The sequence below is a fragment of the Cardiobacteriaceae bacterium TAE3-ERU3 genome, assembly GCA_019218315.1.
Taxonomy (GTDB): domain Bacteria; phylum Pseudomonadota; class Gammaproteobacteria; order Cardiobacteriales; family Cardiobacteriaceae; genus JAHUUI01.
On the sequence record JAHUUI010000002.1, the window covers coordinates 280,224 to 304,596 of the forward strand.

Below are 24,373 nucleotides of genomic sequence, written 5' to 3' on the forward strand. Positions count from 1 at the left end.
TTGATATATAATGCGCCGCCTTGGTTCGGGGTGTAGCGCAGCCTGGTAGCGCACTTGCATGGGGTGCAAGGGGTCGCAGGTTCAAATCCTGTCTCCCCGACCATTTTCCACTCTTCGCCTCTCGACTGTTAATCCCATTTCTATATTTAGCCAGTTTCATGGCGACTTTCATCCCACTTCTACGCTGTTCTTCGCGTCGCCTGACCACACAATGAAATCAATGCTGTCTTATATTCGCTATCAGCAAATGGAGAAAGTGCGGTTACCGCATCGTCTGCGAGTTTTTGCGCGGCTTGCTTAGTATAATCAAGCGCATCTGTTTTGCCGATCAAAGTGATTACTTCATCTATCGCCTCGCGATCACCCTGCTCAATAATTTCACGCATTCTTGCTCTACCTGCATCATCGAGTTGGCTCATGGCACGAATAATCGGCAACGTTGGTTTACCTTCAGCCAAATCATCACCCAATGACTTGCCAATCGTCTCAGCATCGCCAGTGTAGTCAAGGATGTCATCCATAATCTGAAACGCCATGCCAAGCTTGCGCCCGTATTCTGCCAAGGCCTCGACCATATCATCACCAACTTTAGCAAGCTGCGCCGCCACTCGGCATGCTGCTGCGAACAAGACGGCAGTCTTTAACTCAATAACGCGGTAATAGCGCTCTTCATCAACATCTGGATCATGAACGTTACTCAGCTGCATCACCTCTCCGGCTGCAATCTGATTTGTTGCATCAGCCATTGTTTCCAAAATAGCAAACTCTCCAGTGCGCACCATCAATTGAAAAGCCCGCGTATAGAGAAAATCGCCAACCAATACACTGGCCGCATTGCCAAAAGCAATATTTGCAGCTTCCTGACCTCGGCGCAGCTCAGATTCATCGACGACATCATCATGCAGCAAAGTGGCATTATGGATAAATTCAATAAAGGCAGCTGCGAGAATATCGTCCTCACCCTCGTATTGACACAAACCACTAGCAAGCAAGGTCAGTACAGGTCGGAAACGTTTCCCACCGTTGCCAATTGCATAGGCCATGACCAGCTCGGCAAGCGGTACTTCCGAATACATTTCACGACGCATCAGCGCCTCTGCCGCTTCCAACTTATCCGCGACCAACGCCCGGATATCGGCCTCACTCGTCATCGTGCCTCCTGATTGACCACAAAGCCCAGTATTGTAACCGATCAATGCCACATACGCAGCACAGTGAATAATGATTTATAGTGCTGAAAAGAACAGGATCAAAATACAGACCATGCCAAAGCCCCAAACTGTCGAGCGCAGCATAGCCAGATCTTTGATATAGCACAAAATATACACAAAGCGACTAAGCAAAAACAATCCGGCAAAAAGATTGGTTGTTCCCAATGAAGCATTACCGCTAAATTGCGCCAGTAGCACCACAAAAGCAAAAGGTGCGAAAATCTCATAGCTATTCTGCTGTGCGGCATTAGCCCTCGCCACAACGCCTTCAGCACGAGCAAAAAAGCCTCGCGGATCGTGGTTGGCTTTCATCGTTAGGCCGCCACCTTTGTATTTTCCGTAAACGGCACAAAGCCAAGGAAGAAACATCGCTATCAACACACACCAATTTGCAAAGATCACCTTACGTCCTCACTTTAAACGGGGAAACACCACAAAATGACTGGAATCGTCACGACCAAAACCAAAATAGACAATGGCAATCCCATACGCCAATAATCACCGAACTGGTAGCCTCCCGGAGACATAACCAACGTATTGGACTGATGCCCTATAGGCGTCAGGAAAGCTGATGAAGAAGCCACGGCAACGGCCATCAGCAATGGTTCAGGCGAGTAATCCATCCCTTCTGCAAGCTTGAGCGCAATTGGCGCAGCAAGAATTACCGCTGCAGCGTTATTGATGATATTGGTCAGGACCATAATGGTCGACATCAAAACAATCAGCATCATTGCCGGGCTCATATCAGCGGCAATCGACAATATTGCGTTGGCAATCAGCTCAGATCCACCACTGCTTTGCAACGCTCCACCAACAGGGATCATCGCCGCGAGCAGGACAATCACGCTCATATCGACGTTTTTATAAATTTCACCCGGATGAATAATACCGGCCAAGACCATTAACAGTGCGGCGCCAACCAAAGCTACTTCAGCGGGTAAAATTCCAAAAGTAATCAAACCCAATGCACCAAAGAATATCATGCTGGTCAATGCCACTTTCTTGGGCTTGCCAATGCTGATACTGCGCGAGGCAAGCGGCAAACAGCCAAGCTCCTTGATGGTGCCGGGCAGGCGATGTGCTCGCCCCTGAATCAAGAGAATATCACCTTGCATAAAGCGGATGCGTGACAGGCGTTGGCGCAAGCGCTGACCTCGCCGTGCCACAGCCAAAACGTTGATGCCGAATGCCTCACGCACGCTTAGGCGCGTCAAGGAACTGCCGATCAACATTGAGCCAGGGGTAATAATCACTTCAGCCATTTTGACATTGCGCTTATTGCGCTCGCCATCTTCCTCTTCGTGAGGTACGTGCTCAGTCAAAGCCAGGCCAGTTTTGTCCAACAAGATTTTAAGGCTATCCGAGCTAGCCTCAATCATTAAAATATCGCCGTTGTGCAATACTTCAAACGTCGAGGGTAATGGTCTGCGCTTATTGCTCCGCACCAAAGCGACAACGCTAATATCCGCTTCATCTTCAATCGCAGAGATCAAATCATGCAATGTCCGCCCGGCGAAATCACAACCTTCAGGCAATATGACCTCAGTCAAATAGCTATCGATAGCAAATAAATCTTCATCTTTGCTCACCTCGGCACGTACCGGAATCAAGCGCCAGCCGATCAAGGTAATGAATACGATACCGGCGAGTGTTGCTGCAACCCCAACAGGTGAAAAATCAAACATTGAGAACGACTCACCCGTCGCTTGACGCATGTATCCGGCAATAATGATGTTTGGTGGTGTGCCAATCATGGTCTGCATTCCGCCGAGCAGTGACCCGAATGCAATCGGCATCAACAGCAAACTTGGTGAACGGTCTGACTTACGCGCCAACCAAATTGCAACTGGCATAATTAGTGCCAAAGCGCCAACGTTATTCATAAATGCAGAACACACTGCGACCAGGGATGTTAGCGTAAATATCTGTACTAACAGGTTGTCACCAACCTTGGTCAGTAAACGAGCCAGTACATCAACCACCCCTGCATTGGTCGCAGCAAAGCTGAGTATCAGGACTGCAGCTACGGTGATAACAGCTGGATGTCCAAAGCCGGAAAAGACTTCATTTGCAGGGACGACGCCAGTCAACGCACAAGCGAGCAACGCCATTAATGCGACAAGATCATAGCGCCAGCGATCCCAGACAAACAACACCAGTGTTGTGCCAATAATCAGGAAAACAATAATTTGATCTATCGTCATAAGTAGTGGTTCATACGGCGGTGAATAAAATAATGGCAAACAGTATGACCGAGCAACGATATTTTTTCCATGTACAATTTATCCCCTGTACTGCTCAGTACGGCGAACCATTAGCGATTTCAATTTCTTCAATCAGCAAATTGAGCCGCTCATCCCCATGAAAACGGCTAACTTGTAAAGCATAGACAGCACGCACTCGAGTACCAGGTGCGTAATCCACATTATGGAAGAACCACATAGCTTGAAGAACACGCCCACTACCCGGCTCACGAAGTGTTAGGCGGCTATGATTAGCGCCAAGACAGCGGCAATTGATGATATCAAAAACATTACAGAACGTCGGTGCAGGGAGCTGTTGACCCCAAGGCTCCAGATGCTCGAGATAATTTGCCCACTGAACATTGAGCAAATCTGGTGCCAGCTCTCCATCAATGTAGTGAAATTGCTGTGGTATGGCCGTCACCTGATTGCTATAGGCTTTTTCTAGCGCCAGCAGCAAAGCAGGATAAGCATCTGGTTGCACACTGAACCCCGCCGCCATCGCATGCCCACCATGCTTTAATGTACCGGCCGGCAGGATCGTCGCTGCTTCGTCAAGCAATGCTTTGACGTTGATCCCCGCAACTGAGCGCATTGATGCTTTAATCCATGCGCCATCTTCACTTAAAGTTGCAATCAATGCCGGGCGATTCAGCTGCGCTTTGAGGCGGCCAGCCACGATACCAATCACGCCCTCATGCCAATCAGGTCGATACGCACTGGCAATTGCACGGGTCGTATCGACCATAGAGAGTGCATCGTGCAAGATGTCATTTTCAAGCGTCTTACGCGCTCGATTAAGCGCATCAAAATCAGCGGCAAAATCATGCGCTGTCTGCCAGTCATCACTGAGTAAAAGTGCGACCCCATCGCGCATATCACCAAGGCGACCGGCTGCATTCAGGCGTGGTGCGATAGCAAAGGCAATATCTTGAGCCGTTAGGTGCGCGGCTTGTACATTGGCAACTGCGGCAAGAGCAAGTAACCCGGGATTACCTTGACGCGAACGAAGGCGCTGTAAACCATAGTGAACCAGTATGCGGTTATTGCGCGACAGCGGCACCAGATCAGCAATTGTCGCTAAAGCGACTAAATCAAAATAATCGGTCAAATTCAGTCCATCGGGCCACTGACCATCATTAACAAGGCTACGACGCAACGCAAACAGAACATAAAGTGCGACGCCTGCGCCACATAGACTACGCTCACCAAAGCCACAATCCTCACGCTGAGGGTTAACCACTGCGCATGCGACGGGGAAAGCTTCGCCCGGTAAATGGTGATCGGTAATGATTAAATCCACCTCGTGTGCGGCCAACCATTCGGCTGCTTCAAAACTCTGAATACCGTTATCAACTGTAATCAACAAGTCTGGCAAGCTTGGCAGCGCATTCAATCCAGCAACACTCAGCCCATAACCATGCGCCTTACGATCGGGTATAAACCAGTCGACCCTGCCACCAAGGCGGCGCAAAACGCGCACCATTAATGCCGTGGAGCAAGCGCCATCTACGTCATAATCACCAAAAATCAAAATACGCTGCTGATTGTCTAGTGCCTGACGGATACGCGCCACAGCTTGATCCAAATCAGCCATATCGTGTGGTGCCGCCAGAGAGGCCAATCGTTTGTCATATTCATCAGGGCTAGCCAGCCGCGCTGCATAGATACGCTTGACCAAAGGGTGCCAGTCAGCCGGCAGCCGCGCAGGATCGAACTGCGCGGGGCGTTCACGAATCACAGAAGACATGAAAGCAGTAATTACTCGATGTCTTCAACGCGCAAGCGCTTGATTTCACCACGCATACAATCCAGCTTGGCTATTTCCGCCAAAGCAGCATTGAAGCGACGTTCTTCGATCTTTTCAGTGAGGAAAATCAGTGGTACATGGTTCGCTTCACGCAAGGCACTCTTTTGTATCATTGAGCGGATAGAAATACCGTGATTAGCCAAAATACGTGTAATATCGGCAACCACCCCACTTCGGTCTTCGACCAGTAGCGACAAATAATACGCACTGACGAAATCATCAGACGGCAATACCGGCAATTCGTTCTCTTCAAATACGGTATTGAACCCAAATTCTGCCAAACGATCGCTCTGATCAAGGTTTAGCTCACGAACTACGTCGATCAGATCCGCCACGACAGCTGAAGCTGTCGGCAATTTACCGGCGCCCGGACCGTAATGCAGGCTGTTGCCAATCGCATTCCCTTTGACCTGCACCGCATTCATTACCCCGTTAACACTCGAAAGAAGGGCATGCTTGGGAATTAAAGTCGGATGGACGCGAATTTCCACACCATCCTCACGCCGCACAGCCAAACCAAGGTGCTTGATGGCATAACCCAGCTCATCGGCAATATCGATATCGAGTGGCGTCACATTGGTGATGCCTTCCACATACGTCTTATCAAATTGCAACGGAATACCAAATGCAATTGACGCCAAGATGGTGATTTTATGCGCTGCGTCAATACCTTCAACGTCATAAGTCGGATCAGCTTCCGCATAACCAAGCTTTTGGGCTTCGGCAAGCACATCAGCAAAATTGCGCCCTTTTTGCGTCATCTCACTAAGAATAAAGTTGCCAGTGCCATTGATTATGCCTGCAACTTCGCTGATCTCATTACCGCTCATGCCCTCACGCAGAACCTTAATAATCGGAATTCCACCAGCTACTGCGGCTTCATAAGCCAACTCCAGCCCCTGCTCACGTGATTTGGCAAAAAGCGCCTGCCCATGCTTGGCAATCAAAGCCTTATTTGCGGTAACGACATGCTTGCCATGATCAAGTGCGGCTTCAATTAAAGACTTGGCCGCATCTTCACCACCAGCCAATTCCAGCACAATGTCAATCTTGGGATCGGTCGCAAGTGCCATGCTGTCAGTCGTACAGATAAATGGCAATGTAGTGGTATCCTCACCAGCCCATGAACGTCGTGCGACCTGCGTCACGTGCAAGCGATAACCACAGCGCCGCTCAATTTCAGCTGCATTTTTTGCCAGTACCTCGATAACGCCTTTACCAACTGTTCCGTAGCCAATCACGCCAATCGCAACTTCTTTCACATTGCACCTGTCTTTAATTAAAACAAGCGAGAAGTATAGCCCAATAAACACACAAAATCACAATGCAATATCAGCATACACTCACGGACTCACAATCAGCGTATCAATCAATACCACATTGCTTTAAATAGTCACGTTGCTCAACACTCAAGTCCGCAACAGGCACTTTACCCCCTCCACCGGGGATTTCAACGATATAGGCCGGCAATGCAATACCGGATAAACGTGCACGTAAAGCTTGATGAATAGCGAGTCCTTCGGCAAGCGTTAGGCGAAAATGATTACTACCACGCGCCAAGTCAAGGTGATGGAGGTAATACGGACTAACACCGGCATCGAGCAAAGCATTACATAGATCAGCCAGAGCCACCACACTGTCGTTGACACCACGCAGCAGTACCGTTTGTGAAAACAGCAATACGCCGATATTGCGCAATGCAGCAATGGCTTCTATTGCCTTTCCGCTCAATTCATTGGCGTGGTTAATGTGTAGCACAACACATACTCTTTGCTTTTGCTGGCTCAGTAGGCTCAGCAGTCGCGCATCTATTTTTTCTGGCGCAACAACCGGGATACGTGTGTGAATACGCAAGCGGCGAATATGGCTATAGCCATTGAGGGGGGTGATGAACTTCGGCAGCTGTGCCGCACTCATATTGAGCGGATCACCACCACTTAATATGACTTCCTCAACCTGCTGGTTGGCTGCAATATAGGCCAAAGCAGCATCACGCTCGGCTGCTGTGAGTGCCCTACCATTCCGCCCAATGTGCTCCTTGCGAAAACAAAAGCGACAATAAACGGCACAAGTGGGCGCCATTAACCACAGAACGCGATTATCGTAGCGATGAACCAAACCAGCTACTGGCGAATGTCGCTCATCACCAATGGGATCATTTAATTCAGCTGGCAGAATAGACAGCTCACGCGCATCTGGCACAAATTGTGCCGCAATGGGATCATGCTCTGGTTCAGTTGTGTGCATTTGTGAGAGCATTGCCGGCGTTACAGCATATTGATAGTGATCAAGGACGGCCAGCTGTTCGTCCGTCCATGGCATCAATTGTGAACCGCTCATTATTCTGGCAATGCCAATACAAAAAGACGATCACCACGGCGATTTTGAAACACTGCTCGTTGCTCAAAATGAGCCAGAGCTTCTGGTGTCTGTGTACGCCGGCCTACTTCATAAAGCAGCAATGCATCTCGGTCAAAGGATGACGGTAAGCGCTTAATATCGAGAAGGTCGATAAAATAAGGGTTATTTTGAGGAAATGGATCTTCACCAGCGAAAAAAAGTGCCTGATAATTATTGGAAAAAACCTTTCCATCACGATGATCATACGCCCAGACACCGCCATCACGTAAATAATCAGCGGAAGGTCCGAACTGAATCATGCTGGCAATAGCATAAGCAACCATCAGCCAAAAGAGTACCAATCTATTTTGCGCCGCCATACGTTGCGTCCGCCAGCGCTGGTAGAGATAAAAGACTGCAGACGCACACATCCACAATACTAGCATTGTGACAGGAACGTACAGTAAATCTGACTGTAGCCGACCAAGGTAAAGCAAAGAAAGTGCGCCGATAAGCGTTGCATAACCAAGGCTGAAAGCAAAAAATAACCAAACACGACCAGGCAATACCGCTGAAGGCCGCTTGATCAAAGCAAGAAATACGATCCCTAAAATGATCAAGCCAAAGTTTTTTGCTGCATTAATAATAACCAACACCCATGCAATCAAAAAAGCATCGTATCCGGCAAGGTTAAAGCTGCGATCACTACTGATAAACACAGACATAGCCGAAGTTGCTTCATCCAAGCGCCCTGCTAATGCATCGACCGCCAAAACGATATTTTGGTGGAAAAGTGGTACTAGCCAAATCAGCAACCCACACAATAAATAAAAGGCAGCGATAAATTGAAGCCGCTCAAAAATTCGTCTCACCAACCGTCCTGAGCCAGGCCAAAATACAAAGCACAATGGAAACCCAAGTATCCACAGCCACACCGATGGCTCTATTGTCGCCGCTAAAAGTAAGAAAAATGCCCACAAAAAAAATGCACGATAAAAATGCTCTCGGTAGTTGCGTAAAAAGAACCACATACTCAAAATCCAGAGCAAGATAACACCTTGCAAAAGATCCAGGCTCAATCGCACACTGTTGTATTCCGGATTAAAGTTGAAGAGTAAGAAAAGTAAAAAGACAGTCGTCCGCCCCAATCCAATGAGCAAGCCTATGCGGCAAAATAACCAGATATAAAGCGTGCTGACCATATTCACCGTTAGCATCCCTAGCGCAGCTGACAGAGTAGGTGAATACTTATCACCAGACAAATACCAAAGACTACGCAAGCCCTCAATAGAAAACGTCAGGCCATGGTTATACCAGACAAAATATCCCGTTAAAAATGATATTAAAAAGATCGCACCATTCCAATAGATATACTTCGGCAAAAAGCTAAAGAAATATCGCTTGCTATTCATAAGCTGATTATTTATAGCCATTGTGACCAGTGACTCATATATGCACTACGCTCACGACCTGGAATACCCACCAACCGAGCGAATTGGCTCGCAACAGCCTCCGAGGAACAAAAGTACGCTTGCATTGAAATCTGCTTTACCAACTCTTGATTATCATCATCGCGAATTTGCTCGAACAGTAGGGTTAACTCCGCTGGATGATCAATCGTAATACAGGAACGACGCAAAAATCCATCAGTGTTATCAAGCAATAGTTGATTGTTTGGAACCACTACTGCTGCACCATTTGCCACTGCTTCGGCGACAAGCTGCCTTTCAAAATACTGCGGCGCAGTGATCAGTAAAATATCGCCTACTTTAACTTCATTGTGAATATAGCTAAGCACATCACCATCTGCTGAAGAATAAGGACAGTATGGTAATGTTTCAGGCAATGACGCCATATATAGATCATGTTTGTCACCAAGAACATGACAACAAAAGCGACCAACAGACCGGAATTTTTTCTGCGCATAAATACCACGACTAAGTGGCGGCATTATATAAGCATCAATTCCGATATCTTTGTAATATTCAAATGATTTTTTATCACTCCCAGCCCAGCGCAGCCAAGGATTTATGCGAGCATATTTTGCGACTATTGTACGCTGCGCATCATCTTCAGTTTGCAAACTCAATAAACTTTGCTGCTCAAGCCCGGAAAAAAGGGGCAATAATCTTTCAAGGGATTGCCGGGAATGATAAGAGGCGACAAAACGGTCAAAAGCCATGCTTTTGTAGTACTGGGTAAAAAGCTGCTTATCTTCCTTATTAGCCTGCTTTTCAGAAAGGCACAAATACTCACATGTTCCAATTTTATTACGGAAGGCTGTGATAAAGTGATTAAAGCTATCAGATTGCTCCGCAGTACTAACCAATAAAACTTTCATCAGATAACGCGGTAGTCCATAAGTTTTAGGCTAAAGCGCGCTTGATCCCCTTTTATTTGTGTCAATTGAACCAATCGTAAAGGGTTATCGGCAAAATAAATTTTCGTCTGTCGGTCACCACTAATTTGGCGGAAAACCCGAATATTGATATTACCACCTGACTTCGTCTGCCATGTTTCATTGGGCAATTTTTCCACCGTATAAGTCCGGATCTTATCGTCACTAATCATCGTGTACTTGGCCGCAATTTTATGCTGTTCATCGTCGATCAGCGTTTGAACCACCAATGACAAAACATCAAGCGGCTGAATACCTTCATCGTACTTCAAAACTTGCTGGCTATTACCTATTTGTGCTTCAATCTCATGAACTTTTGGGTGATAATCATAAACGAGGCGAAAATCAGCATCTCCTTCCATACTGCGCTGATAACGCTGTGGAATAACGCGACCATGATCAAGCAGTCCTTTGCTCGACTCTGTAATTACATCAAAACCAAGCATCTTTGCTGCTAGCGAAGGTGTTGCCACTGTATCAACACGATAAGTCAGGTCAGTAAAAATAGCATCATGGCGCACTACACCAGCACTAACCCCTCGAACAGAAACTTGATAAGTTGCCTGATAACTTTCCAGACTATAGCTTCTACATACAGCTAGTAAGAAAAAAACCGCAGCGATATACCTTCGGTATTTAAAGTGTGCCATATAGTCTGTCCCCAGCATCTCCCAAGCCTGGACGAATATAAGCTTTCTCATCGAGCTCACGATCCACGGAGGCAGTATATATAGGTACATCTGGATGAGCTTCACGCAGTGCAGCGATTCCTTCGGGAGCTGCAAGAATACAGATAAAGCGAATATCCTTTGCCCCCAATTCTTTAACTTTATGAATACTCTCTATCGCCGAAAAACCTGTAGCCAGCATAGGATCGACGACCAGTGTAATGCGCTCATCCATGGCTTTGGGCAGCTTGCAGTAATAGGCGCGCGGACGGTGTGTTTCTTCATCACGCTCCATACCAACATAGCCAACTTTAGCCGCAGGCAACAGCTTCAACACCCCATCCAACAAGCCATTCCCGGCACGCAATATACTTATAATGCAAGTCTTTTTGCCATATAACTCTTTTGCCTGCATCTTTTCAAGAGGTGTTTCTATTTCGCTGTCTTTCAATGGCAAATCACGCGTTGCCTCGTAGCCTAGCAACAAGCCGATCTCACTGGCTACAGCGCGAAACTCCATGGTTGTAGTGTTCTTTTTGCGCAAAGTCGTCAGTTTGTGCTGAACCAATGGGTGTGAGATTTCAAAAACATTATCCATTCTTATTCTCCTTTTAATAATTTTGCAAGTGCCTGCCCAGGCTCAGCATGCACCATCAAGCTTCCACCTATTAAATAACTATAAATACCAGCATCTTGTAGTAGCTCGATATCTTGTCGCGTCGCAATACCACTTTCACTGATCAAGAACTGCCCTTCCGGCAAACGACCAACTAAATCGATACTGGTCTGCAAATTCACACTAAAATCTCGCAAATCGCGGTTATTAACACCAATTGCTCCAACCGGTAGCTTTAATGCCCGCTCAAACTCATGCTCATCGTGAACTTCCACCAATACGTCCATCCCAAGATCGTGTGCCATCAGCGTAAAATCACGTAATACAACATCATCAAGCACAGCTACGATCAATAGAATTGCATCTGCACCAAGTAGTCGAGATTCTGCAATTTGGTATTCATCAACAATAAATTCTTTACGTAAAACTGGCAGATCAACCGCAGCCCTTACTTGACGCAAGTACTCATCATGACCTTGAAAGTATTGCTCATCAGTCAATACCGACAGGCATGTCGCACCATGAGTAGCATAGCTTTGCGCTGCGCATACCGGATCAAAATCATGGGCAATAATGCCTTGGCTCGGGGAGGCTCGTTTTACCTCAGCAATCACAGCCGGCTCTTTATTTACAACCTTCTGTTGCAGCACTTGGATAAACCCTCTAGGCAAATCATTGAACTGCGAGATAGCATCAATTTGACTGCGCATCAGGTGCTGCTTTTGTCTAGCGGCAACTTCTGTGCGCTTGTGCGCTACAATTTCCTGCAAAATGTTGTTCATTGGTTCTCCTCTGCGAGGCGCTGGCTCATTGCTACAATCTTATCCAGCGTTTTAAGCGCACTGCCGTTATCAAGTAATATCATGGCTTTTTGGATACCGTCAGACAGGTCTTTAGATTTCCCTGCAACATAAAAAATGGCGGCCGTATTAAGTGCGATCATATCACGACCAACCTTTGGACCACCGCCACCAAAAATTGATTTTATCAATTTCAAACTTTCAGCGGCACTGGAAACCTGCAGCTCTTCATGGCTTACATGGTTCATACCAAAAGCCTTAGGTGAGACTTCATATTCACTGATGCTGCCATCTTCGTGTAGTTCTGCAACGTAATTATTGTGGGTCACACTAAACTCATCAAGCCCATTATCTGCATGAACCACCAAAATCCGTTTTGACCCTAGAGACTTGCTCACCTCAGCCATTGGGCGCACCCATTCTTTGGAAAATACACCCAACACTTGGTGTCTAACCCCTGCGGGGTTAGCCAACGGACCAAGGACATTATAAATAGTACGAACCCCTAATGCCCGACGCACAGGAACAACGTGGCGCATTGCTTGATGATAAGCCTGTGCAAACATAAAACCAAAGCCAACTTCTTGTACACATTGCGCTACCTGCTGAGGTGTCAGATCAAGAACCAATCCAGCCTCACGCAGAACATCGGCACTTCCTGACGAGCTGCTTGCTGCAATATTGCCATGTTTGGCAATCTTGACGCCTCCAGCAGCCGCAAGAAGTGCGCTGGCTGTTGAGACATTAAATAGATTAGCACCATCTCCCCCAGTACCAACTGGATCGACCAATACATCATCACCGGTATCAATTTGAATTTCTTTGGCTAAAGAGCGCATTACTTCTGCAGCTGCTGAAACCTCTGAGACAGTTTCACCTTTTAACGCCAAACCCATCAATAAACCACCGATAGCTGCAGGATCGGCATCTCCACCCATCATTTTTGTCACAACGTCACGCATTAGCGGTGCAGGTAAATCTTTTTTTGCGGCAAGTAAGCCAAGAGCTTCTTTCATACTAAATCCTGTCAATGAAGCGATATTCGCCTAATGATAATCCACCTACCGCTACACTGCCAACCTTAACGCGCACCAAGCGCAACGTTGGATAGCCAATTGCGGCCGTCATTCTTCTTACTTGACGATTGCGACCTTCCCGGATTGATATAGATATCCATGCAGTAGGTACATTTTTACGAAAACGGACAGGTGGATCTCGTGGCCATAAATCAGGTATGTCAATTCGGCTAACTTTTGCAGGTGCAGTCATCCCGTCCTTCAAGCGGACACCTTGGCGAAGTTGCTCTAGAGCAGCCTCTTCCGGCTCGCGCTCAACTTCAACATAATATGTTTTTTCCAGCTTGAACTTTGGATCAGCAATACGCGCTTGCAATTTGCCATCATCTGTAAGTACGACCAACCCTTCACTATCACGATCAAGACGACCAGCGGGATAGACACCAGCTATATCGACATAATCTTTTAATGTAGCACGGCCATCGCCATCACTGAATTGACATAAAACGCCATATGGCTTGTTCAAAACAAGTAATTTTCGCCCTGGAGCAGGATAAAAAAAATGGCGCCGCTTCATCGGCGGCACCATCTGTTAGTAGATACTAAATACATCAGTTGGCTGACCAATTCACCAGTCCTGGAACATTGAAGAAATGCAGTGCTATCCATCCAATTAATCCTAATGCGGAAACATAATAAATCGTTGGAATGATTGTACGGCGTAACGTCTGGCCTTCACGACCAACCAGGCCAACAGTAGCTGATGCTGCAACCACGTTGTGGATGGCAATCATATTACCTGCTGCGGCACCGACGGCTTGCAATGAAACAATAAACAGCGGTGAAACACCAATGTTCTCACCAACACCAAACTGGAATTGAGCGAGCATCATGTTTGATACGGTATTAGAACCAGCAATAAATGCACCCATTGCGCCAATCGCACCAGCAAAGACCGGATAAATTTCACCAAAAGTGCTGGCCACTGCACTAGCCATTGTGACAGGCATACTGGCTAGATCGGCCATATTTACACCTGAATTAATCATGATACGAACCATCGGAATGGTAAACATCAAAACAAACCCGGCACCAAACAAAACTTTACTCGAATCACTGAAAGCACGGGATACCATACGACCACTCATGCGGTGCAATACAATGGCAAATAACACGGCAATGACCATGATACCACCCGGCAAATACAACGGCGCAAAGCTTGAACTAACACCTTCAACGCCAAGCAGATCGGGGAATTTGAAGTTGATTGCAAGGAACCACGATTTCACTTCCGGGAATACACGCGAAACAACCAGCAAGCCCGCCATTAATACATACGGTAACCATGCTGACCACATTGGAATTTTACGGTTAGTAGAAAGATCCTGGACACTGACTTCAAGCTTACCCATCCAATCTGCAGGCCATTCATCAGCTGGAGCAAAATCCCAAGTCTTTTTCGGGATCAGAAAACCTGCTTTAGCGGCTGGCACAACGATCAGCATACCAACCATAGCACCAAGCAATGAAGGGAATTCAGGGCCCAGGAACCAACCGGTCAGTGCGTAAGGAACGGTAAATGCCAATCCGGCAAAAATCGCAAATGGTGCAATAGCCAGACCTTCAGCCCATGATTTATTACGACCGAAGAAACGGGTTGTCATCACAACCATGAATAGTGGCATTAAAATACCAATAAAGGCATGCATTAAAGATACTTCTTTACCAACAAAGTGCAGAACCTGCGTCCAATCTACACCTTGTGACTGAGCAATAGGCTCGAGAAGAGTTTTATCCAGACCTTTATCTACACCGATCAAAATTGGCGTACCTACTGCACCAAATGATACTGGTGTTGATTGCACCATCATGCCAATCATGACTGCGGCCATTGCCGGGAAGCCGATGGCTACAAGCAAAGGTGAAACGACAGCTGCAGGCGCACCATAACCAGCCGCACCTTCGATAAAACAACCAAATAACCAGACGACCAAGATCATCTGCACTCGGCGATCCGGGCTGATATCGACAAATCCATTACGGATAACTGCAATAGCGCCTGATTCTTTGAGTGTATTGAGCAGCAAAATAGCGCCGAAGATGATCCACAACACACCTGCTGTAATGATGAGACCTTGAAGCGTAGAAGCTGCGACACGCAACCATTCCATTTGCCAAACCAATCCTGCAATTAAAGCAGTGATTACGAACACTACGGGCATGACAATTTTTGCTGGCAAGCGGAAGCCAATCAGCAAAATACCTGTAATGAGAAGCGGTGAAAACGCTAACAGCGCCAGCATACCTTGAGACATTATATCCCCTACTTAATATTTAAAAGAGTGCACATTAAATAAAATTTAGACTTCATTGGCAAGCTTTATTGTAAAAATAGTCAATCTCGTTTAGTTAATGTAAAACTATTTTTTCAAAAAACTTATACATCCCCTTCTTCCAAAGCAATCCAACGCTGCACCAACTCTTCGAGATCATTCTGCGCCAGCTCTAAAGCTGCGTAGGTTCGCGACTGCTCATCATTATCCCGAGTATAGAACTCAGGATCATTGATTTTCTGGGTCAGTCGCTCTATTTCGGCTTCCGTTTTCGCCATTTGATCGGGAATAGCATCGAGCTCACGCTGTAATTTGTAGCTAAGCTTAACTGCTTTTTTCTGTTCTTTATTAGTTGTCTGCTGAGGCTGTTTTTGAGGTTCAACAGCGTTCGACTCGTTACCACTATCAACTTTCTCTTCTGCTGAACCATTTTTCTCAGCGCCAAGTTGTGCAATATCGCCCCCTTGACGCAACCAATCTTCAAAGCCACCTGGTACTTGCTCAATACAGTTTTTAGCTTGATTAAAGACCCATGAGCGAGTCACAACCTCATCCAGGAATCTCCGGTCGTGGCTAACCAACAATACTGTCCCAGTATAGCTATCCAACACTTCTTCCAATAACTCTAGCGTTTCTATATCCAAGTCATTGGTTGGCTCATCCAGAATAAGAACATTTGCTGGCTGAGCAAAAAGGCGGGCCAGCAGTAGGCGAGCCCGCTCACCACCAGACAATGCTGACACCGGTGTACGCCAGCGCGCAGGCGGGAACAGGAAATCTTGTAGATAAGCAGCGATGTGCTTGCGCTGACCGTTAATCTCTACATAGTCTTTGCCTTGCCCTAAACTGTCGCGTAATGTCTCATCTGGATTAAGCGTTGCACGTAACTGATCAAAGTAAGCCACCTGCAATTTTGTACCATGCTTGATGTGACCCTGCTGCGGTTGCAATTTACCGAGCAAAACATTTAGTAACGTGGTTTTACCCACACCATTAGCACCGATGAGACCAATCTTTTCGCCACGGCTAATAATGTCATTAAAATTATGAATTAAATTCGCTTGCCCTTCATGAGCAAACGAGACATTTTCTGCAACGATAACCTGCTTACCGGATCGCTCACCACTATCCACGCGCAGGGTTGCGCTTCCCTGTTGTTTGATACGCTCCGCGCTCTCCGCACGCATGGCTTGTAAAGCACGGACTCGTCCTTCATTACGCGTACGTCGTGCTTTGATACCCTGTCTGATCCATGCTTCTTCTTCAGCAAGTTTTTTATCAAAACGGGCGTTAGCCTCTGCTTCAGCATGTAGCATTTCTTCGCGTGTACGCAAAAAGCGTTGATAATTACCGACCACATCAGTCAGTCTGCCGCGGTCAAGATGCCAAATTCGTGTTGCTGTGTTCTCCATAAAAGCACGATCGTGCGTGACGTAAATCACAGCACCGGAAAACTGCTTAACCGTCTGTTCTAACCATGCAATAGCAGCCAAATCCAGATGGTTAGTCGGCTCATCAAGCAGTAAAACATCCGGACGACTGACCAACACCCTCGCCAACCATACACGACGGCGCCAACCACCAGATAAATCAGCCATGGGGGTTGCACCATTAAGCTCAAATCGCTCAAGAATAGCATCAATACGGCTATCGAGTTGCCAGCCATCCAATGCATTAATTTGTGCTTCAAGTTGCTCCATTTCTGTGGCATTAGCTGCGTCAAAGTTATCCATCAGCGCCTGATAGCGCTCCATGACTTTTGCCGTCTCAGCCAAGCCATCTGAAACAACTTCTCTGACGCTACGCCCATCTCCAGCTGGAGGGTCTTGTGGCAAATACGCCACTTGCACATCGCCACTAAATTGCAAAGTACCATCATCTGGCAACTGCGCACCACGTAAGACATTCAGCAAGGTGGACTTGCCTTCTCCATTGCGCCCGAGCAATGCAATTCGCTCACCCTTTTCTACCGAAAATGACACGTGATCAAGCAATGGACGTAATCCAAATGCCAAAGACAGATCTTGTGCAACCAGTAAACTCATAAACAGCCTATCCTTTCAAAACATCAACTCAATTTTAAGGCGCTAGTATAGCGTTAAACGGCCTAATGGCATTCAGACAATTCAGAATCTATTGATAAAACCTCAATTTTGGATTTCGTAATTAAACTAAATAAATACGCCCTAGTATATATTTCACCCATGGATTGACATTCACTTACGCGATAGTAGGAAATAAAACATCAAATACAACAGTGTATATGAGGCTACACACTACTTTCTGGCTCTAGGAGTCCTTGTGATGCCAGCCAATTCACTAATTTTTCTGTTTTGACCTGCGCTATAGCCTGCCAATCAGGTGCAGAACTACTCTCTCCAGCAATTGCCGCAAGAGTTGCGTCACTGAATTTTCCCATACTGCAAGCTTTGGCAAGGCTTTTAGCCAAGACATCAATGCTGTACTGCCCAGTCATTTTCGTCGTTAGCCATGCCATGGCATCATCAAGTTCTAATGGTCTAAGCCACGGACTTGCCAAAGCATTCACATGCTCATTTTGCATCGTTGCTTTAATTAATCTACGCAAACGTGGGCGTAGTTTCGGCATTTCTCTGCTCTGTGAGCTGATGCAAAGCTGCGAAGCACGAATATTTACTGCACGTGTACTGATTAGATCAACAATGATACGCACGGCAGATTCATGCTGCTCCTGTGGCAGTAATTGAAGTAACTCTAGTACTTGAACCGTACCATTACCAACCTGATTAAGTCGCTCGAAAATTGGACGAATGTACGGCGTATCAGCAATTTCTACACTTTTATTAGTATGTGATCGCCAATTTTTGCCACCATACACTGGAGGCTGAAAATTCCCCTGAATGTACAATTTGAGTAAAGTATCTAGTGTTATACCATACCCAGGATCAATTAAAGCTGTTTGCTGGCGTTTGATTAACAGAGTTTGATGCTGAGACTGATCATACAGATAATCGAAGTAATACTGGCGTGAGATAGGATTACCCGAAAAATGGTTAAGCATTTTTATTCGATCATACTCTTGTAAAGGAGGATTAAGAATATCCTGATAGCGCACATCCCCCGCATAGACCAAATGATGTTGCTCAGCCAACTGTATAAAATCTGGCAGTGTGAATGCGCTGTGATCATTATTCATCATTTTTATAATTGATTGCGCTGGATCACAACTAAGTATCTCTTCACCGACTTCTCGTAGTGCAGCACTCCACGCGAGATGTTCCGGCAAATTCATTAATGTAAACGCAATATACTCTGCAATTTCATTAATAGTCGCACTTTCAGCCTTAGCGAGATAAGCCAAAATACAGTCTCGCCACCACTCGATCTTTTTCCAGCCCGGATAGGCATCATAGCTAACTAATGCCACACCAGTTGGGGTTAACACATGCGCAATCTGCTTCAAGATGATGTGGCGAATATTTTGATTTACATGGCTGAATACATCATGACAAATCACGTAGTCAAATACACCGGCCTTTAAACTCAGCGCTTCAATATCACCACACATAAAGCGCAAATTAGTAAAGCCAGCGGCCTTTGCTATCTGTTGCGCACACTCAATCGCTATAGCATCTTTATCTATACCCACTAAGCGTGCATCGGGTAAATACGTCGCGAGCGCCAATAAATGACTACCATCCCCACAACCCAAATCCAGTATGCGAGCCGTTTCCACAGGAGCCGCAGCAAAGCCAAACAAGCTCACCAACGCTCGTAAATGATCGGGATGTGCTTGTGGCAAGATCCGTGTTGCCTGAATGCTCTGTGACATGTCGATTCCTTAAAACCCAAATCTATTCATAAAATAATGCACATACTATTTAGCCGCACAGGATACAAAAGTAAAACAAATAAACCAATATATTCATAACTGAACTGGTATTTATACCTACGACTACTTATATTTTTAAAGATGAAGCCAGCTATAGAAGCAAAACGACAGATACTGAATACCCAGTATTTATCTTCCTCCAAATACAGCTCAGAACCTTCTCCATCAGGAGTCAAACATACGCACTAATTTTCCAAAAAACTTCTCAATACTCATAACTTCACTAAAAATACACAAATTCACCAACAATACCTATATATAACAAATGCTTCGTTTTGGCTATTTAGAGTGTTACATATAATTAATAACCATTAGTTCATTGATATAAAAACATAATTAATTAATAAAAAACTGCAAATATTGCAAATCTGTAAACATTCACTATGCTTTCCCGTTCGCCAGATTTTAGTAACTTTCAATATCACTTTTCCATCTGACATTCACACCACACTCAGCGACATACCATGAACAAACACATTATAATTACAACATCATCTGCAGGGCTCAACTATTGTGAGTACGAACATGATGTACATGTTATCTTCGGCACAGTGTCAATCAACGGTCAGAGACTCAATAAAGTAGCAACCGATGTCGAAGAAATATGCCCCATGCAGCTACGGGCCGAAATTGAAAAGCATCCTGACGCAAAAGTTCACTTTACCCCACCTACAGCACAGATGATCTATACAGACTTGCTTGAGCTACTTGAGCAAAATTACGAAGAATATTTCATTGTCGCTTCCGAACATAAAAGCTCTAAAGACAACTTCAACCAAGCTCTTGAACTACTAACACCTGAACAAAGAGCTAAATTCAACTTCTACTCTTCTGAAACGCTTGGATTTGGCTGTGGGCTTTTGGCACTAAAAGCAGATGAACTATTCAAGCAAGGTAAAACCAGCTCTTACGTAATCAATAAGCTGAAAGAGATAGAACAAAACAGCATTTTACTGTGTACAACCTTTGAGCTTGATAGCGTCCCGGACAATATATTCACCTCTGAGTTCAAGAAATCTTTCTTCCCATCCCTTTCTGGACGTCATCCTCTCGTCAAAGTCCCATCTCTCCGTACACCAGAAAAAATAGCCAGTTTTAATAGTTATGAAGCACTGCTCGATGGCTTTGTCGATCAGATTAAGAAGTATATTGGCAACTGCCCATACAATGGCTACGTTATTTGCCCAGTCAATCATCCGGCAAGTCGTTGGTTTGCTGAAACCATGGAAGAAAAATTGGGTGGTGAACATATTTCTGTACTCCCTATCACGCCTGTAGTCGCCAGTCTGTTCGGCATTGATTTTCTCGCAGTACGTGTATATGCACTGCCAGAGTGCCTAAGCCAACTCTATCGCGCAGAGCAGCGGTCTTTAGCCGAAGCGGTATAACTACATTCCATTTTGCTATAAGCACGATCCTCATTGGCATTGTGCTTAGCCTAATAGCCATGCTTTAATATGCCGATGCTTATTAATAACGATAGATTCTAGTTCATGCGGCACATTGACCGTATTCCACTGCGCTTTCAGCTGGCACAAATTGTCGTCGCGACAACCATTGTGCTGTTTGGTGCATGGATTTACCACAACGTCTCCGGTAACCTTGCACGCCTTGGCCAAGGTATCAGCTTCGGTTTTCTTGATGATCCGGCAAACTTTCCCGTCAGCCAATCGCTGATTGATTACTCAGCCCGCGATTCTTATCTCCGCGTCTTCTGGGTCGGCTTACTCAATACGTTATTGGTATCCGGATTAACCGTCATTACTGCAACTATTATTGGCGTAGTTGCTGGTGTGATGCGTATTTCGCCAAATTGGCTACTGCGCAAAATTGCCGCTGTATTCGTCGAAGCATTTCGCAACGTACCGCTGTTGCTCCAGTTGTTTTTCTGGTACTTCGCCATTCTGCCTGCCCTCCCCCCACCACGAACCAGTGAGGCTATCTGGGGCTGTCAGGATGGTGCAGGCTGCTTGCTGGCGCTAACCAATCGTGGCCTTTATGCCGCGAAGCCTACGGACAGCACTCTAACCCAGCTCTGCCTACTCATTTTGACTGCGGCAATGATCACAGCCATTTTATTGATCCGCTACGCACGGCGTAAGCAAATTCGCACTGGTAAAACAACATTGGTATGGCCTTGGATTGTTCTGCTACTGATCACGCCATTCGCCTTATGGTTTGGTTTTGCAGGTGCCGATGATTTCGTCCGACCAGAGCTTAAAGGCTTCAACTACCGCGGTGGTTTCTTGATTTTACCTGAGCTTGCTGCACTATGGCTGGCATTAACTTTATACAGCGCTGCTTATATTGCAGAATACGTACGTGGCGGTATTCAATCAGTCGCTAAAGGGCAATATGAAGCTGCTGCATCAATTGGCCTTGGCAACGCCCGCGCCATGCAGCTGGTAATCTTGCCGCAAGCACTGCGCGTCATCATCCCACCGCTAACCAACCAATATTTGAACATCGTCAAGAACTCTTCACTAGCAACCGCAATTGCTTATCCCGACCTTGTATCGGTATTCACCGGCACAGCACTTAATCAAACTGGCCGTGCCATTGAAATCATCACCATGACCATGGCTGTTTATCTGTTCATCAGTTTAACCATTGCGCTGTTCATGAATTTGTATAACCGCCGTATCCAGTTGGTGACCCGATGAGCGTAAAATTCGAGTATCTACCCGACCGAACACCACCACTCACTCAGCGAGGCATCATTGCATGGCTGAGACAAAACCTGTTTTCATCCCCACTCAACACAGCTCTGACCATCATTTCGCTGTATATAATTTACCGACTGCTACCCCCGCTCCTTAACTGGATAATTCTCAACGCCGATTTCATCGGCGACGACCGTAGTGCCTGCACGTCAGGCGGCGCATGCTGGGTATTCATTGCCAACCGCTGGGAGCAATTTATTTATGGCTACTACCCCAATGGCGAACGCTGGCGCGTAAATCTCGTCTTTCTCGGGCTACTCCCAATTACAGTTCTGACGATCTATTTTTTGCGTGGTGCAGCGCGTTTTTATGCCATTCTTGCCACGCTGTTTTTGATGCCAATTATTTCCTGGACACTACTCAAAGGCGGAGTGTTTGGCTTAAGCACTGTGCCGACCAAACTATGGGGCGGGATGATGCTGACTCTGGTCGTCTCTTCGGCCGGTATTCTTTTCTCCTTACCGCTCGGTATCTTACTTGCACTTGGTCGCCGCTCACGCCTGCCAATTATTTATGGTGCATGTACTATTTTTATTGAGTTTTGGCGTGGCGTACCGCTGATTACGGTACTATTTATGGCTTCAGTCATGCTGCCTTTATTCCTTCCTCCGGGCACGACAGTCGATGCGTTATTACGCGCACTGATTGGTGTAGCATTATTTGCCTCAGCCTATATGGCTGAAGTTGTGCGTGGAGGGCTGGCGGCAGTTGATCGTGGTCAATACGAAGCGGCCGACAGCATTGGCCTAAGTTATTTCACAAAAATGCGCCTGATCATTCTGCCACAAGCCTTGCGTGCTGTGATCCCGGCAATCACCAATACCTACGTCGGCCTGCTTAAAGACACCACGCTAGTCTCCATCATCGGGCTATACGACTTCCTCGGCATCGTCCATTCAGCCTCACAAGACCCTGATTGGCTCGGCTATAGCATTGAAGGTTACGTCTTCACCGGTATTATTTACTTCTTGCTCTGTTACAGCATGAGCCAAACCAGCTATAAATTAGAACGCTATTTTGCACCGGAGCGTACGCGATGAGCGAACCCGTCATACACATAGAACACCTCAATAAGTGGTACGGCGACTTCCACGCCCTCAAAGACATCAATCTTGACGTTGCACGCGGTGAGCGAGTCGTCATTGCCGGGCCATCTGGCTCGGGCAAGTCGACCCTGATTCGCTGTATCAACCTACTTGAGACATGGCAAGAAGGCAGCATTAGCGTCGATGGCGAAGTACTTGATGGATCGGCGAAGCAAACCCGTAACTTACGCCGTAAAGTTGGTATGGTTTTCCAGCAATTCAATCTCTTTCCGCATCTAACTGTACTCGACAACCTTACCCTCGGCCCACAATGGGTCAACAAACAGCCTAAGCGAGATACTGAAGCAAAAGCACGACAAATTCTGGAACGGGTCGGTATAGGTGAGCAAGCTGAAAAATACCCCGGTCAGCTCTCCGGTGGACAGCAACAACGCGTCGCCATTGCCCGCGCACTATGTATGGACTGCGATATATTGCTATTTGACGAACCCACATCAGCGCTGGATCCGGAAATGATCAAAGAAGTACTTGATGTCATGGTCGAGCTCGCAGAGCACAGCGACATCACCATGCTCTGCGTTACCCACGAAATGGGCTTTGCTCGCACTGTTGCTGATCGTATTATATTCATGGACAAAGGCGAGATCATGGAAACTGCTGATCCCGAAACTTTCTTCACCAACCCGCAGCACCCTCGTGCGCAAGCATTTCTGAGTCAACTGCTGCATCAATAGAGAGGACAAACCATGAGCAAATTTACCCTCACCAGCCCAACCATTAAAGAAGGTGAAACCTTACCTAACACCCACGTCTTTAACGACTGGGGTTACAAAGGTGACAATACTTCACCAGAATTGCATTGGCATAATGCCCCAGAAGGCACCAAGAGCTTTGCTATATCGTGTTACGACCCTGATGCTCCTACTGGTTCAGGCTTCTGGCACTGGTACGTCATTAACTTACCTGCGAATACCACTTCTCTACCTGTCGGCGCAGGCAATCCTGATCAGCCACAACTCCCTTCTGGCGCCCGTTCGATGAACAACGATATCGCACAAAAAGGTTTTGTCGGCGCATTTCCACCAGAAGGTGATAAGCCGCATCGCTATATTTTTACCGTCTATGCACTGAGCGTAGAGCAGCTTGACCTTCCAGAAAACGCCACAACCGCTTTTGCCGGATTCAACGTTCTGGGTAACACCCTTGCCAAAGCAACATTGACAGCTCATTACAGCTGTTAATAGTGCCTTGCAGTTGGTCGTTTTAAATGGGCTGCCATCTGGTGGCCCAAATTGTTT

21 protein-coding genes and 1 tRNA gene are annotated in these 24,373 nt (G+C 46.5%); 6 read left to right on the forward strand and 16 right to left on the reverse strand.

Annotated elements, in window-relative coordinates; translation table 11 throughout:
- Positions 1-26: 26 nt before the first annotated feature.
- Positions 27-103 (forward strand) — tRNA-Pro (locus KRX19_04700).
- A gap of 76 nt (positions 104-179) precedes the next feature.
- On the opposite strand, the gene KRX19_04705 is transcribed toward KRX19_04700, so the two are convergent.
- The 16 genes from KRX19_04705 to KRX19_04780 all read right to left on the reverse strand — a co-directional run bounded on the left by KRX19_04705 (position 180) and on the right by KRX19_04780 (position 19,246).
- The gene (locus KRX19_04705; protein MBV7434322.1) at positions 180-1,151 is read right to left on the reverse strand and encodes a polyprenyl synthetase family protein; all 972 of its coding nucleotides are present in this window, start codon (positions 1,149-1,151) and stop codon (positions 180-182) included.
- 75 nt (positions 1,152-1,226) lie between these two features.
- Positions 1,227-1,613, reverse strand: coding sequence for an MAPEG family protein (locus KRX19_04710; GenBank protein ID MBV7434323.1), 387 nt, complete (start codon positions 1,611-1,613; stop codon positions 1,227-1,229).
- 14 nt (positions 1,614-1,627) lie between these two features.
- Positions 1,628-3,415, reverse strand: coding sequence for an SLC13 family permease (locus KRX19_04715; GenBank protein ID MBV7434324.1), 1,788 nt, complete (start codon positions 3,413-3,415; stop codon positions 1,628-1,630).
- 94 nt (positions 3,416-3,509) lie between these two features.
- Positions 3,510-5,195 carry a single-stranded-DNA-specific exonuclease RecJ gene (recJ, locus tag KRX19_04720; GenBank protein ID MBV7434325.1) on the reverse strand — a complete coding sequence of 562 codons (1,686 nt, stop codon included), beginning with the start codon at positions 5,193-5,195 and terminating at the stop codon, positions 3,510-3,512.
- Between the two features lie 20 nt (positions 5,196-5,215).
- The gene (locus KRX19_04725; protein MBV7434326.1) at positions 5,216-6,544 is read right to left on the reverse strand and encodes a homoserine dehydrogenase; all 1,329 of its coding nucleotides are present in this window, start codon (positions 6,542-6,544) and stop codon (positions 5,216-5,218) included.
- A gap of 85 nt (positions 6,545-6,629) precedes the next feature.
- A complete protein-coding gene (locus KRX19_04730) occupies positions 6,630-7,604 on the reverse strand; it encodes a KamA family radical SAM protein (protein MBV7434327.1) in 975 nt (324 codons plus the stop codon).
- Positions 7,604-8,653: a hypothetical protein gene (locus KRX19_04735; protein ID MBV7434328.1), complete on the reverse strand. Its 1,050-nt coding sequence runs from the start codon at positions 8,651-8,653 to the stop codon at positions 7,604-7,606. The genes KRX19_04730 and KRX19_04735 overlap by 1 nt, the downstream gene beginning before the upstream one ends.
- A gap of 374 nt (positions 8,654-9,027) precedes the next feature.
- Entirely contained in the window at positions 9,028-9,945 is a 918-nt protein-coding gene (locus tag KRX19_04740) for a hypothetical protein (protein MBV7434329.1), read from the reverse strand.
- On the reverse strand, positions 9,945-10,652 hold the full coding sequence (locus KRX19_04745) for a DUF3108 domain-containing protein (protein ID MBV7434330.1): 708 nt from the start codon (positions 10,650-10,652) through the stop codon (positions 9,945-9,947). The genes KRX19_04740 and KRX19_04745 overlap by 1 nt, the downstream gene beginning before the upstream one ends.
- Positions 10,639-11,268, reverse strand: coding sequence for a uracil phosphoribosyltransferase (gene upp, locus KRX19_04750; protein ID MBV7434331.1), 630 nt, complete (start codon positions 11,266-11,268; stop codon positions 10,639-10,641). The genes KRX19_04745 and upp overlap by 14 nt, the downstream gene beginning before the upstream one ends.
- Before the next feature lie 2 nt (positions 11,269-11,270).
- A complete protein-coding gene (gene trpC / locus KRX19_04755; protein MBV7434332.1) occupies positions 11,271-12,068 on the reverse strand; it encodes an indole-3-glycerol phosphate synthase TrpC in 798 nt (265 codons plus the stop codon).
- Entirely contained in the window at positions 12,065-13,102 is a 1,038-nt protein-coding gene (gene trpD, locus KRX19_04760; GenBank protein ID MBV7434333.1) for an anthranilate phosphoribosyltransferase, read from the reverse strand. The genes trpC and trpD overlap by 4 nt, the downstream gene beginning before the upstream one ends.
- Before the next feature lies 1 nt (position 13,103).
- Positions 13,104-13,679: a pseudouridine synthase gene (locus tag KRX19_04765; GenBank protein ID MBV7434334.1), complete on the reverse strand. Its 576-nt coding sequence runs from the start codon at positions 13,677-13,679 to the stop codon at positions 13,104-13,106.
- A gap of 34 nt (positions 13,680-13,713) precedes the next feature.
- Positions 13,714-15,417: an L-lactate permease gene (locus tag KRX19_04770; protein ID MBV7434335.1), complete on the reverse strand. Its 1,704-nt coding sequence runs from the start codon at positions 15,415-15,417 to the stop codon at positions 13,714-13,716.
- 122 nt (positions 15,418-15,539) lie between these two features.
- The gene (locus KRX19_04775; protein ID MBV7434336.1) at positions 15,540-17,480 is read right to left on the reverse strand and encodes an ATP-binding cassette domain-containing protein; all 1,941 of its coding nucleotides are present in this window, start codon (positions 17,478-17,480) and stop codon (positions 15,540-15,542) included.
- 224 nt (positions 17,481-17,704) lie between these two features.
- A complete protein-coding gene (locus KRX19_04780) occupies positions 17,705-19,246 on the reverse strand; it encodes a class I SAM-dependent methyltransferase (protein ID MBV7434337.1) in 1,542 nt (513 codons plus the stop codon).
- Between the two features lie 524 nt (positions 19,247-19,770).
- Here KRX19_04780 and KRX19_04785 point away from each other — a divergent pair.
- The 5 genes from KRX19_04785 (at position 19,771) to KRX19_04805 (ending at position 24,316) form a co-directional block, all read left to right on the forward strand.
- Positions 19,771-20,694, forward strand: a complete 924-nt coding sequence (locus KRX19_04785; GenBank protein MBV7434338.1) for a DegV family protein — start codon at positions 19,771-19,773, stop codon at positions 20,692-20,694.
- A 105-nt stretch (positions 20,695-20,799) separates the two neighbouring features.
- A complete protein-coding gene (locus KRX19_04790; GenBank protein MBV7434339.1) occupies positions 20,800-21,969 on the forward strand; it encodes an ABC transporter permease subunit in 1,170 nt (389 codons plus the stop codon).
- Positions 21,966-23,069, forward strand: a complete 1,104-nt coding sequence (locus KRX19_04795; GenBank protein ID MBV7434340.1) for an amino acid ABC transporter permease — start codon at positions 21,966-21,968, stop codon at positions 23,067-23,069. Before KRX19_04790 ends, KRX19_04795 begins: the two co-directional genes overlap by 4 nt.
- On the forward strand, positions 23,066-23,809 hold the full coding sequence (locus KRX19_04800) for an amino acid ABC transporter ATP-binding protein (protein ID MBV7434341.1): 744 nt from the start codon (positions 23,066-23,068) through the stop codon (positions 23,807-23,809). The genes KRX19_04795 and KRX19_04800 overlap by 4 nt, the downstream gene beginning before the upstream one ends.
- Before the next feature lie 12 nt (positions 23,810-23,821).
- Entirely contained in the window at positions 23,822-24,316 is a 495-nt protein-coding gene (locus KRX19_04805) for a YbhB/YbcL family Raf kinase inhibitor-like protein (GenBank protein ID MBV7434342.1), read from the forward strand.
- The last annotated feature ends 57 nt before the right edge of the window (positions 24,317-24,373 follow it).

Excerpts from the sequence above, each read along its gene's own strand:
- KRX19_04705 (MBV7434322.1), bottom strand. The coding sequence starts at position 1,151 with ATGACGAGTGAGGCCGATATCCGGGCGTTGGTCGCGGATAAGTTGGAA.
- KRX19_04745 (MBV7434330.1), bottom strand. The coding sequence starts at position 10,652 with ATGGCACACTTTAAATACCGAAGGTATATCGCTGCGGTTTTTTTCTTA.
- KRX19_04790 (MBV7434339.1), top strand. The coding sequence starts at position 20,800 with ATGCGGCACATTGACCGTATTCCACTGCGCTTTCAGCTGGCACAAATT.
- KRX19_04780 (MBV7434337.1), bottom strand. The coding sequence starts at position 19,246 with ATGTCACAGAGCATTCAGGCAACACGGATCTTGCCACAAGCACATCCC.
- KRX19_04785 (MBV7434338.1), top strand. The coding sequence starts at position 19,771 with ATGAACAAACACATTATAATTACAACATCATCTGCAGGGCTCAACTAT.
- trpD (MBV7434333.1), bottom strand. The coding sequence starts at position 13,102 with ATGAAAGAAGCTCTTGGCTTACTTGCCGCAAAAAAAGATTTACCTGCA.
- KRX19_04715 (MBV7434324.1), bottom strand. The coding sequence starts at position 3,415 with ATGACGATAGATCAAATTATTGTTTTCCTGATTATTGGCACAACACTG.
- KRX19_04795 (MBV7434340.1), top strand. The coding sequence starts at position 21,966 with ATGAGCGTAAAATTCGAGTATCTACCCGACCGAACACCACCACTCACT.
- upp (MBV7434331.1), bottom strand. The coding sequence starts at position 11,268 with ATGGATAATGTTTTTGAAATCTCACACCCATTGGTTCAGCACAAACTG.
- KRX19_04765 (MBV7434334.1), bottom strand. The coding sequence starts at position 13,679 with ATGAAGCGGCGCCATTTTTTTTATCCTGCTCCAGGGCGAAAATTACTT.
- KRX19_04740 (MBV7434329.1), bottom strand. The coding sequence starts at position 9,945 with ATGAAAGTTTTATTGGTTAGTACTGCGGAGCAATCTGATAGCTTTAAT.
- trpC (MBV7434332.1), bottom strand. The coding sequence starts at position 12,068 with ATGAACAACATTTTGCAGGAAATTGTAGCGCACAAGCGCACAGAAGTT.
- KRX19_04800 (MBV7434341.1), top strand. The coding sequence starts at position 23,066 with ATGAGCGAACCCGTCATACACATAGAACACCTCAATAAGTGGTACGGC.
- KRX19_04730 (MBV7434327.1), bottom strand. The coding sequence starts at position 7,604 with ATGAGCGGTTCACAATTGATGCCATGGACGGACGAACAGCTGGCCGTC.
- KRX19_04775 (MBV7434336.1), bottom strand. The coding sequence starts at position 17,480 with ATGAGTTTACTGGTTGCACAAGATCTGTCTTTGGCATTTGGATTACGT.
- KRX19_04770 (MBV7434335.1), bottom strand. The coding sequence starts at position 15,417 with ATGTCTCAAGGTATGCTGGCGCTGTTAGCGTTTTCACCGCTTCTCATT.
- KRX19_04805 (MBV7434342.1), top strand. The coding sequence starts at position 23,822 with ATGAGCAAATTTACCCTCACCAGCCCAACCATTAAAGAAGGTGAAACC.